This window comes from Paludisphaera rhizosphaerae (genome assembly GCF_011065895.1).
Classification (GTDB): Bacteria; Planctomycetota; Planctomycetia; order Isosphaerales; family Isosphaeraceae; genus Paludisphaera; species Paludisphaera rhizosphaerae.
Genome location: NZ_JAALCR010000001.1, coordinates 19,755 through 31,393, shown reverse-complemented (window position 1 = coordinate 31,393; position 11,639 = coordinate 19,755). Strand labels below are relative to the sequence as shown.

The following is an 11,639-nucleotide window of genomic DNA, read 5'->3' as shown; positions in this document are numbered from 1 at the left end:
ACCGTGCCCACCGCAACGATCACCAGCCCCAGCGACGCCTCCAAGTTCATCTTCCGCAGCGGCTCCGACTTCAACAGCGGGGGCGGCGGAGAGATCAAGTTCAACGGGACCGACCTGGCGATCCGACCCTACGTGTTCTCGCCGAGCGGCAACCCGGCGAACACCGACCCCATCATCACGGTGGCCATCGACGGAGGCGAGCCCGTCGACATCCCGATTGAGATGCTGGGCGAGTACACGACCGTAACTCTCGCCTCGGGCCTGACGGACGGCCCCCACGTCGCCGTGATCTCCTACGACTGGTCAGGAGCCCTGGACGAGCCGTGTATCACCGTCAGTGGATCCGCTCCGGGTTTCTGGTCGTTGACCTACCTCCCCGCCGGAGGCGTCTCCTCACCCCTGACCACGTTCGGCGTCTGGGACTGGCAGTCGACGGGCAGTTGGAACGCCCTGAGCGGTGAGATCTGCGGGGCCCTGGTCGGGTCGGGAGACGTCTGGCTGTGGGTCCAGAACTTCAGCAGTCCGACGAACCCTCTCTACGTCTCCATCGACGGTTCCGAGTCCGCCCTGACACCCACCGGCTACACGTTCCTGCCGATCGCCTCCAACCTGGTCGCCGGGACTCACCCCCTCACGATCAGGAATGAGACCACCGGGGCCGCCTGGGGGTTCAACGGCGACTCATCGAGTGCCTTCCTTCGTGTTCGAAGTGCCCCCGGTGCGACCACCCCCACGCTGGCCGCTGAGGTCGGGGGCCGCTACTCGCCGAGGGACGCCAGCAAGTGCGAGCCACCCCTAGGTGACTTCGTTGGTGCGATCAACGGCGAATCCGTCCGTGAGCTGGCGTGTCGATCCGTGCTGACGTCTCCGACCTGGCAAGCCCTGGTACTGAAGAACGGGGCCCAGTACCTGGTGCGAGACGGCTCGACGGACGGCTCCGTTCAGACCCTCCCGACCGGAGGGACCGTGGGCTGGGTGACCCTCGCAAGCGGGTTGACGGGAACGCACACGCTCGAATTCCGAACGCCGGTAGCCTCGCCCCCCAAGGTCTACGCGTTCCGCACGGCCGAAGCGGGTCAGGCTACGGCCCCATCGACGTTCAGGTCGAAGATCCTGTTCGTCGGCGACAGCATCACCCAGGCGATCTTCGCGGGCTCGACCTATCCCGACTCCACGAAGGGCTGGGCCTACAAGGTTGAAAACGCCCTTCCGGCGAACGCCGCCAACATCGCTGTCCCCGGCTATCGCTCGGACCAGATCCTGACCGTGTTCAACGGCTACTGCACGGCCTACGGCTCCGCCACGATGGGCAAGCCCGACCTGATCGCGGCCTACGTGGGCATGAACGACGTCTCCCAGGACGGCGAGTCGAACTACCCGGGTGGGTCGACGGTCACCCCTTCCGCTTACGCCGACTACATCGCCGACATCATCGAGCAGAGCCAGGCGACCTTCCCGGGCGTCCCCATCCTGCTCCTGAACATCGCCCGCGTGGGGTCCGACGTCGTGGGCGACTACAACACGGCCCTGGCCGGTGCCATTGCCGACGCCGGTGGGGAGGAGGCCGGCGTCCACCTCCTGGACATCTCGGAGCTTGCGGCCGACTCTGGGCTTTTCGTGGACGGGATCCATCCCAACGACGCGGGGTGGACGGCGATCGCCGAACTCGCTCAACCCGAGATCGAGTCCATTCTCGGCTTGGGGGCGGACCCGCTGTCGGTCTCGCTGGCGTCGTCCTCAATCACGTCGTCGACGGCCACGGTGACGGCCACCCCGACCGGCGGAGTCGGGACGCTGACCTACGCTTGGACCCTCGACGGAGACACTGTTGAAGGGGAGACCGGGGCTGTCCTGGACCTGACTGGGTTGGCCCCCCTGAGTGGTTATACGATCGCCGTGACGGTGACCGACTCGGACAGCCCGCCGGCGACCGCGGCCGACTCCATCGGCCTGACCACACTGGCCGCCGCCCTCACCCTGTCCCTGGCCAGTTCGGCGATCACGTCGACCTCGGCGACCATCACGGCCACCTCGACTGGAGGCACGGGGGCAAAGACGTACTCGTGGACCCTCGACGATGAACCCCTCTCGGGAGAGACCGCGGCCGTCCTACACTTGCCGGCCCTCACTCCCTCGACCGAGTACGAGGTGACCTGCACGGTGGCGGATTCGGCGACCCCCACCCCGGCGACGACCACGACCTCGACCGCCCTGACGACCGCGGCCGCCCCCTCAGGTCGAGTAATCAAGACCGACCCCTACGCCGCCATCATCTTGGCCTGACCACCCGGCCGCCCAGATGAAGACCACAAACCCTCGGCGACCACCCCCGAGGGAATCCCCCCCCTGCTCCTGCATTCGGACTCCCTTGGCGGATCCGGGCGTAGGGGGAGGGGTTTGCTCGTTGGTGGAAGATCCGACTGGTCGTCATCCAGCTGGCGTGCGGGGAGGGAAGAGGGAGCAGGGGGGTGGGAGTCCTGGACGATGTACGTCGACGACGATGATCGAAGGCCGTCCCCCCATAGCTCAATGCGTGCCCTCATTGGCAGCCACCCCCCACTCAGAGTGAGCACACATAGAACGCCCAGGAAGAGCAGGCCACGAACTCGGCATGCCCGCCCCCCACAAAGATCCCCCCCCTGCTCCCGTCTTTTGACCACCAAGGCGGAGCCAGGCGTTGGGGGAGGGAACGACCATGACGGAAGACAACAGGAGGACGTACGGTCAGACCACGTCGAGCAATTCGCATGATAGGAATGATCATGCGTTGATTAATATTCGAGGATGGTCGAGCCGGCTCGCCGACGAGGGAGATGGGAGCAGGGGGGTGGAAGGGCAAGACGATGACCAAGGTGGATGGTCGGAGCCGAAGCCAATCCATCCAACCAATGAGATCAATAATAGGAGTACGAGTACGAGGACGCAGAACGGGAATGGGCGGGTTGCTATGGAGCCCCCTCCCTACTCCCGTCGGATTCAGCGACCTCGGCAATCCGACATTTCACCCGGGTACAATCCAAGGTGAGTCGTCGAGAGAATTCTTGGCTCGACCACAGAGGCGTGTGGGCCGGCACTGGACGCACTCGGGCCGATGCGACGCGAGAGAATCTCAGGACGCATCGACGGCGATCTTTACCGGATTGAATCCGACAACCGGCCTGAAACCGGCAAAGTGCATTCATGCACTGGGCGTCCTTGCCCTCGGCGGGAATCGCCGCAAGTCCTTACGGGAACGGTAGGAGCGGAGAGGGGGGGATTCGAACCCCCGAGACGGATTTCTCCGTCTAACGGTTTAGCAAACCGTCGCTATCGACCACTCAGCCACCTCTCCTCAACGATCTCAACCTCCCGGTCGATGGGGAAGTCGGTGCGGAGATCCAAGCTAACAGAGCGACCCCGATCCGTCAACGAAGGCCTTGCGATGACGCATCAATTCGACGATTTGGTCGTACGATACTACCTGGGAGTCGGCGGCTTCCGGCAACGGCGATCAGGCGTCGAAGCCCTTGGGGAAATGCCGCACGCCCCGGCGGGGGTCTGCGAGTAATGAATCGCAAAAATGGTCGACCGAAGCCAATTTTCGACGCAGAAATCTTCGCATAACACCCTTTGACAACAAGCTTTACATTCATGAAAACCGATTCTCCTCAGCGCGAACGAACCCATCTCGCATCGGCCCCGCCGACGAGGCGGATTGATGGTCGACGGGGCCCGCGAGGGAGTCGGCTGGTGAGGATGGGCTGGGGCGAGTAAGGTGGGCGACCGTTTTGAGTTCAGGTTGCGCAGGCTGGACCGCATGGGGGAGAGGCACGGATGATCGCGATCACAGGGGCCGCTGGATTCATCGGCTCGAACCTGGCCCATCGACTCTCGGCGGCCGGCCGAGAGGTGCTGCTCGTCGACCACCCGCTGACGGCCGCGACCGCCGTCAACTGGACGGGGCTGGGGAGGTTCCGCTTCGTCCCGATGGAGCAGTTCCGCCACGACCTGGAGAAGGGGGCCGGCGTCGGGATCGAGGCCGTCTTCCACCTGGGCGCCTGCAGCTCGACGACGGAGACCGACTGGTCGTTCCTCCTGGAAAACAACATCGGTTACACGCAGGCCCTCTGGAACTGGTGCGCGTCGGAGGAGAAACCGTTCTACTACGCCTCCAGCGCCGCGACTTACGGCGACGGATCGAAGGGCTTCAGCGACCGCACCCCGCCGACGGACCTCGAACCGCTCAACCTCTACGGCAAGAGCAAGAACGACTTCGACGTCTGGGCCCTGAATGAGATCGCCGAGGGCCGCCCCCAGCCGCCGGCCTGGGCCGGGCTCAAGTTCTTCAACGTGTACGGGCCGAGGGAGATCCACAAGGGGAAGATGGCGAGCGTCGTCTGGCACGCTCGCAGACAGATCCTGGAGACGGGCGAGGTCCGCCTCTTCCGATCGAACGACCCGGCCTTCCCCGACGGCGGCCAGCGCAGGGATTTCGTGTTCGTCGAGGATTGCATCGACCACATGCTCTGGCTCTGGGCCAATCCTCGCGTCTCCGGGATCTTCAACAGCGGGACGGGGACGTCGCGGACGTTCCAGGACCTCGCCACGGCCGTTTTCACAGCTCTGGGACGGGAGCCTCGGATACAATTCATCGACATGCCGCCAGAGCTCGGCCGCCAGTATCAGAACTACACCCAGGCCGACATGAGCAAACTCCGAGGCGCTGGATACGCCAAGCCCGCGACGACACTTGAAGAGGGGGTCAAACAAACCCTCTCCTGGAAAGACGCCCCCTGAATCCAGACGACCGCACGACCCGGCCACTCCGAAGAGGCCCGCCATGCAGCCTACGACCCTCGAAGCCCCTCAGCCCGACGTCGCGACGCCTCCCGGCACGCAGCACTGGTCGCTCATTGTGCCGCCCGATGTTCGCCTCAGGATCGACGCCGAGGACTTCGCCGGGCTCTGCGCATTGAATCGAGGCCTGCGATTGGAACTGGCGGCCGACGGAGGACTGACCGTGATGGCTCCCGTTTCTTCAGACAGCGGAGGGCAGGAAGCAGAACTCCTCATCCAGCTCGGAATCTGGAATAGGGCCAAGCAACTCGGCAAGGTCTTCAGTCCGTCATCAGGGTTCACCTTCCCGAACGGTGCGATCCGCGCCCCGGACGCCTCGTGGATCCGTCGCGAACGATGGGAGGCCCTCGATCCGCGCGAGCGGAAGCGGTTCTCGCACATCGCCCCCGACTTCGTCGCCGAGATCCGCTCCCCCAGCGACGGCCTCCCCGATCTCCAGGCCAAGATGGCCGAGTACATCGACCAGGGCGTGCGCCTCGGCTGGCTGATCGACCCGACCACCCAGACCGTCGAGATCCACCGCCCCGGCCGCCCGCCCGAGCGGCTCGAGAAGCCCAACGCTCTCTCCGGCGAGGACGTCCTCCCCGACTTCACTCTCGAACTCGCCGAGATCCTCTACGACTGACTGGGGACGCACCATGAACACGTCCACGCTCGATCGACCGACGATCGCGAAGGCAAGGACTAACGATGGGAGCACCGCGGTGAGCCTGACGATCCCAAGGGGGGTCCGCCTCATCGTCGACTCCAACGACTTCGCCGGCCTCTGCGCTTCGAACCGAGACTTGCGACTGGAACAGGCGGCCGATGGAGGTCTGATCGTGATGGCGCCGGCTTCTCCCGACAGCGGCGGGCGAGAGAACGAACTCAGCTTCCCGTTGACGGCCTGGAACAAGGGGAAAGGGCTGGGCAAGGTCTTCAGCCCTTCGTCGGGATTCACCTTCCCAAACGCCGCCGTCCGCTCGCCGGACGCCTCGTGGATCCGTCGCGAACGATGGGAGGCCCTCGATCCGCGCGAGCGGAAGCGGTTCTCGCACATCGCCCCCGACTTCGTCGCCGAGATCCGCTCCCCCAGCGACGGCCTCCCCGATCTCCAGGCCAAGATGGCCGAGTACATCGACCAGGGCGTCCGACTCGGCTGGCTGATCGACCCGACCACCCAGACGGTCGAGATCCACCGCCCCGGCCGCCCCCCCGAGCGGCTGGAGAAGCCCAAGGCTCTCTCCGGCGAGGACGTCCTCCCCGACTTCACTCTCGAACTCGCCGAGATCCTCTACGACTGATCAGCGGGCGTAGCCAAGAATGGCCGCCGTCTCGGCGGGGACTTCCAACTCGGCCCCGTCAGGCTGGGGCGTCCAACGAGCTTCGCCGTACAGCACAGCACCCGAGCCCTTGAACGAGTCCGGCAGTTTGAGGACGGCGGGCTTCTCGCCCCGGTTGATGGCGACGACGACCGTCGAGCCTTCGCATTCGCGGCTGTAGACGTAAGCGTCGTCCGATGCGACCAGCGTCGTCTGCCGCCCCCGGCGCAGGGCGGGCTCGGTCTTACGAAGGTGGAGGAGGGCCCGGAAGGTCTGGAACAGGCGGTCCTCATCGGGCGTTCGACCGGCCTGAGTGAAGGCGTCGCGGGGGTCGCTGGGGAAGCCCCCCGGAAAGTCGCGGCGGTCGTCGAGACCGCCGGGGAGGCCGATCTCGTCGCCCCAGGTCAACTGGGGAATGCCTCGCGAGGTCAGCAGGAAGGCCGCCGCCAGCCGGAGCCGCGCGGGGGAGACGCCGGGGACGCTCGCCAGGCGAGGCAGGTCGTGGTTGTCGAGCATCGTGACCAGCAGGTCGGACCGGGGATACAGATGGTCGTTCGCCAGCCCTTTCGCGAGGGCCGACACGGGGTCTTTCCCCTTGAACACGCCCTGCGAAGACCCCCACATCGGGAAGTCGAAGACAGACTGAACCCCCGGATCTACGCTGTCCCAGCCGACCCGTCCTCCCTGGAAGAAGCTCAGCAGGGGGGCGTCCCAGCACATGGCCTCGCCCACCACGAGCATCCCCGGATGGACCTCCTGAAGCCGACCGTGCCAGGTCCGCCAGAAGGTGCGGTCGACCATGGGGAAGGTGTCCAACCGGACGCCATCGGCCTCGAACAGGGTCGTCCACCAGAGCGATTGCTGGACGGCGTAGCGGATCACCCGCTCGTCGCGCATGTCGAGGTCGGGCAGGACGCCATAGTACCAGCCGTCGGTCACGCCTCGGCGGTCGACTTCCCGGGAATGCGGATCGGCCAGGGTCTCGGTCTTGAACGTGCACTGCGGCGGGTGGTCGATCGGGCCGTGCAGCCAGGCGTCGGTCGGAGGGCGGTTCCGCCAGGGGTGCTTCGGGCCGGTGAAGCCCAGGAGTTGGTCCTGGATCACCTTAATCCCCAGGGCGTGGGCCTCGTCGACGAGCGACCTGTACTCATAGAAGGTCCCGAATCGCGGGTTGATCCCATAGAAGTCCACCGGGGCATAGCCGTGGAAGTCGGCCATCTTCCGGGGTCGGCCGTCGACGTTCGATTCGGTCCAGGTGTCGGCCGTCCGGTAGATCGGCGTGAGCCAGAGGGCCGTCACGCCGAGGTCGGCGAGGTAGGGAAGGCGTTTGCGGATACCGGCGAAATCGCCCCCGTGGTAGGCGTGGGAGTCCTTCCGGTCATACATCCGATCGCCGCCGGGAGGGTCGTTGTTGGCAGGATCGCCGTCGGCGAAACGGTCGGGCATGACGAGGTAGAGGACGTCGTCAGACCCGAAAGGCTGGGGCTTTCGAGCAGGCCGGGGGACGATCTCCCAGGGGATCCGCGACGGCCCAACCTCCAGGACGCACCGACCGGGAGTGGCGCCGGCGGGAATCTCGACGTCAACGAAGAGCGCCCGGCCGCCGGCGATCGCCTCGACCCGCTGGATGCGGAGCGGGCCTTCCGAGACCCGAACGGTCGCGTCGAGCAGGCCGGAGCCCTCGACGAGGAGCGTTATCCTCTGAGTCGAGGCGTCGGCCCACCAGGAAGGCGGGCCGACGCGGTCGACGGATTGAGCCTCGGAGGTCGCCGTGATGGCGAAGCAACCGACGACCATCAGCCGGACGAGGCGGCTCAATCAAGGTCCCCCGCAGCGAGGGCGTCCTTCGCCTCGGGTTTCGTGCCTGCGAGGGCGACGCCTCGGCGACCGTAGTAGAACATGGCCGCGCCGAAGGCGATCATGACGAGGCCCCACCAGAGGTTGATGTTCACGTTCAGAGACATCGTGTAGATGCCCGGATTCGTGAAGTGCGTCACGATTCCAAAGCCCGTGAGCAAGCCCCCCAGGCAGAGGAAGAGAAGTCCGATCGGGACCCGAATATCAAGGGACATATCGTCGCATCCTCATCGGAAGATCAGGTTCAGGCTAATGCTCAACAGGACCACGACGATCCCAAAGAACCCGGGAGACTTGTACCAGGGCAGGTGTTCATCGACGTCGTGCTTCGTGAGCGAGTAAACGAGGCCCTGCAGCTCCTTGTCGGGCCGGGGCTTCGTGACAAGGCTCACGGCAATGGTCACGACGAGGCAGACCGAGAAGGCCCAGATGGCCGTCCAGAAGTTCTGGGCCATCTCATTTCGGTAGGGGTGAAGGACGTGGATCCAGCCCCCCTTGATCCCCGGTTCGGACCCGCCGGGGAGCGTCAGGCCGTGGTGGAGAGCCGCAGCGCCGATGCCCGAGACCAGCCCGTAGAACGCGCCGTCGGCCGTGGCCCGCTTCCAGAACATGCCGAGTGCGAAGGTGGCGAACAACGGGGCGTTGACAAAGGCGAAGACGAGCTGGAGCAGCTCCATGATATTGTTGAACTTGGTCGCAACGTACGCGGCGGCGATCGAGATCACCGTGCCGAAAAGGGTCGCGAAGTGGCCCATCCAGAGGTAATGCTTATCGCTGGCCTGGGGCTTGATGTAGGCCTGGTAGATGTCGAACGTCCAGACCGTGTTGAAGGCCGTGATGTTGCCCGCCATGCCCGACATGAAGCTCGCGAGCAGGGCCGTCAAGCCGAGGCCAAGCATGCCGGTCGGGAAGTAGTGGAGGAGCATGTTGGGGATCGCAAGGTCGTAGTCGAGCACCGGCTTGCCGTTGGTGTCGACCTGGACGACTCCAGCGGAGTCCACCTTGGCCGGGATGATCCCCTTACCCATCGACTCGGCCTTCACGACCGACTCCGGAGCGCCGGCGGGAAGGTCGGCGGCGGTCGGGGTCGGCAGGGCGACGGCGATCAGGCCGGGGAGGATGACCAGGAACGGGAAGATCATCTTGGGGACCGCCGCGATCAACGGCGTCCGACGCGCCGAACTCATCGAGTCGGCCGCCATCGCCCGCTGGACGACGAGGAAGTCCGTGCACCAGTAGCCGAACGAGAGGACGAAGCCCAGACCCATCGCCAGCGCGAACCACTCGACGCCCAGCGGGTTGTTGTCGGGGTTTGTCATCCCCTTCCAGGCATGGCCGAAGCCCGGCGGGCACTTCGCCACCAGGCCTTCCCAACCGCCGACGTTCCACAACCCCAGCGCCACGAGCGGAAAGAATCCGGCGACGATTAGGAAGAACTGGAGCACCTCGTTGTAGATCGCGCTCGTCAGGCCGCCGAGGTAAACGTAGCCCAATGTGATCAGGGCCGAGACGATGATGCTGAGGTGGAAGACATAGCTCATCGGCAGGCCGAGCGCCTGCATCAGCGGGTCGAAGATGTGCAGCGTCTCAATTAGCTTGGCCATCGCGTACATTGAGATGCCCGACGACATCACCGTCATCACGGCGAAGCTGATCGCATTGAGCCCGCGCGTTTTCTCGTCGAACCGCAACCGCAGGTACTCGGGAACCGACCGCGCCCGCGAGCCGTAGTAGAACGGCATCATGAACAGGCCGACGAAGACCATCGCCGGAATGGCGCCCAGCCAGTAGAAGTGGGCCGTGGAGATCCCGTACTTGGCGCCGGAGGCGGCCATGCCGATGACCTCCTGAGCGCCGAGGTTCGCCGAGATGAAGGCCAGCCCCGCGACCCAGGCGGGGATGGACCGCCCGGACAGAAAGAAGTCGGTGCTGGTCTTCATGAACCGCTTCAGGGCGAAGCCGATCCCCAGGACGAAGGCGAAATAGATCACCATGATCAGGTAATCGATCCACGCCAATGTGGTATGCATGCGTCTTTCCTGTGGCACGGACGGCGAGCGGGGCGGGCCAATCGTCTCGATCAGGCCGTGATTCCAGCTCGGCTTGGGTCGAAGGAGTTGGAAGAAGGGGATTCGGAGGTGTCGCTGAACCGTCGTAACGGCGTCGACGACGGCCTTCCCCCCTTGAGGGGGAAGGTGGCCCGAAGGGCCGGATGAGGGGCGGAGATCCGGAAGGCCGCGGCTCCGAAGCTTGTTAAAAACCGCCGCCGGTCGCCCCCCTCATCTGACCGCTTTGCGGTCTGTCTTCCCCCTCCAGGGGGGAAGACGTCGGTCAGGCTCAGCGGGTCGAGAACTTATAGACGGTCGTCTGGGTGTAGGTCTCGCCGGGCTTAAGGACGGCGTTGGGGAAGTTGGCGTGGTGGATCGAGTCGGGGAAGTGCTGGGCCTCCAGGCAGAGGCCGTGGTGCTTCTTGTAGACTCGCCCCTTCTTGCCGACGTTCGTGCCGTCCAGGAAGTTGCCGCTGTAGAACTGCACGCCCGGCTCGGTCGTGGTCATCTCCAGCACGCGGCCCGTCTTGGGGTCATAGACTCGCGCTCCGAAGGCCAGGGCGCCGGTCTTGGAGTCGAGCGCGAAGTTGTGGTCGTAGCCGCCGGGGTCGCCCGTCATCGCGGCGATCCGGGCGCCGATGCTTGTCGCCTTGGTGAAGTCGACGGGCGTCCCAACGACCGGGGCGATCGCACCGGTCGGGATCAGCGTGTCGTCGACCGGCGTGTAGTGCGACGCAGCCAGGGTCAGTTCATGGTCGAGGATCGAGGAATCCGACGACCCGCCGCCCAGATTGAAGTAGGTGTGGTTCGAGAGGTTGATGGGCGTCGCCTTGTCGGTCGTCGCCTTGTACTCGATCCGCAGCTCGTCGTTCGCGGTGACGGTGAACGTGACGCTCGTCGTCATCTTGCCCGGGTAGCCCTCCTGGCCGTCGGGGCTGACATAGGTCATGCGGACCGACGGACCGGCGGGCGACTGCACCGGCTCGGCCTTCCAGACGACCCGGTTGAAGCCCTTCACCCCGCCGTGAAGCGTGTTGGGGGGGTTGTTGATGGCGAGCGAGTAGTCCTTGCCGTCGAGCGTGAACTTCCCCTTGGCGATCCGGTTGGCGACGCGGCCCACGGTTGCGCCGAAGTAGGGGTGCTCGCCCAGGTAGCCTTCGAGCGAGTCGAAGCCGAGGGTGACGTCGTCGACATGCCCGTTCTTGTCAGGGGCCTCGATCGAGACGACCGTCGCGCCGTAGGTCGCGATCTTGACGGTGATCTTGCCGTTCTTGAGCGTGTAAAGTTCGACCGCCTGGCCGTCCTTCGTCTTGCCGAAGTCCATCTTGCTCAGCCCCGAGACGTCGCCGAGCGCCGAAGCCGGGGCGACGATCGCCATTAATGCCAGCCACCCGAAGAGCGCGGCGTGGGCGCGTCCCACGCCAGTTGCGAACGCGTTCATAGCGGAACCTCGACATCCCCCAAGGGGAGACCACGACCTAGGATCGGTCCAGTGCAGAGCGCGTCGGCCTCGCGTGAAAACGCGTTCGGCCTCGCGAATACGTCCCATCGTGACCAGCGCCGGAGCCGAACGCAACGGGGTCGCGACGGGATCGCC

The 11,639-nt window shown here is 65.3% G+C and carries 8 protein-coding genes and 1 tRNA gene; 4 read left to right on the top strand and 5 right to left on the bottom strand.

Translation table 11 applies throughout. From position 1 onward, the window contains the following. Positions 1-3 precede the first annotated feature (3 nt). A complete protein-coding gene (locus tag G5C50_RS00115; protein ID WP_165063426.1) occupies positions 4-2,283 on the top strand; it encodes a GDSL-type esterase/lipase family protein in 2,280 nt (759 codons plus the stop codon). Between the two features lie 959 nt (positions 2,284-3,242). Here the strand turns inward: G5C50_RS00115 and G5C50_RS00110 are convergent. Continuing rightward, positions 3,243-3,331, bottom strand: a tRNA-Ser gene (locus tag G5C50_RS00110). Positions 3,332-3,813: 482 nt separating this feature from the next. Here G5C50_RS00110 and rfaD point away from each other — a divergent pair. The 3 genes from rfaD to G5C50_RS00095 all read left to right on the top strand — a co-directional run bounded on the left by rfaD (position 3,814) and on the right by G5C50_RS00095 (position 6,119). Further along, the gene (gene rfaD / locus G5C50_RS00105) at positions 3,814-4,776 is read left to right on the top strand and encodes an ADP-glyceromanno-heptose 6-epimerase (RefSeq protein ID WP_165063424.1); all 963 of its coding nucleotides are present in this window, start codon (positions 3,814-3,816) and stop codon (positions 4,774-4,776) included. A gap of 43 nt (positions 4,777-4,819) precedes the next feature. Next, positions 4,820-5,461: a Uma2 family endonuclease gene (locus tag G5C50_RS00100; RefSeq protein ID WP_165063422.1), complete on the top strand. Its 642-nt coding sequence runs from the start codon at positions 4,820-4,822 to the stop codon at positions 5,459-5,461. 79 nt (positions 5,462-5,540) lie between these two features. Continuing rightward, positions 5,541-6,119, top strand: coding sequence for a Uma2 family endonuclease (locus G5C50_RS00095; RefSeq protein ID WP_206107544.1), 579 nt, complete (start codon positions 5,541-5,543; stop codon positions 6,117-6,119). Here the strand turns inward: G5C50_RS00095 and G5C50_RS00090 are convergent, their stop codons facing one another. The 4 genes from G5C50_RS00090 to G5C50_RS00075 form a co-directional block, all read right to left on the bottom strand. Continuing rightward, positions 6,120-7,955: an alpha-amylase family glycosyl hydrolase gene (locus tag G5C50_RS00090; RefSeq protein WP_165063418.1), complete on the bottom strand. Its 1,836-nt coding sequence runs from the start codon at positions 7,953-7,955 to the stop codon at positions 6,120-6,122. Then, positions 7,952-8,209 (bottom strand): hypothetical protein, encoded by a 258-nt coding sequence (locus G5C50_RS00085; protein ID WP_165063395.1) that lies wholly within the window; start codon positions 8,207-8,209, stop codon positions 7,952-7,954. The genes G5C50_RS00090 and G5C50_RS00085 overlap by 4 nt, the downstream gene beginning before the upstream one ends. A gap of 12 nt (positions 8,210-8,221) precedes the next feature. After that, positions 8,222-10,024 (bottom strand): sodium:solute symporter family protein, encoded by a 1,803-nt coding sequence (locus G5C50_RS00080; protein ID WP_165063416.1) that lies wholly within the window; start codon positions 10,022-10,024, stop codon positions 8,222-8,224. A gap of 307 nt (positions 10,025-10,331) precedes the next feature. Further along, entirely contained in the window at positions 10,332-11,483 is a 1,152-nt protein-coding gene (locus G5C50_RS00075; RefSeq protein WP_165063414.1) for an aldose epimerase family protein, read from the bottom strand. Positions 11,484-11,639 lie beyond the last annotated feature (156 nt).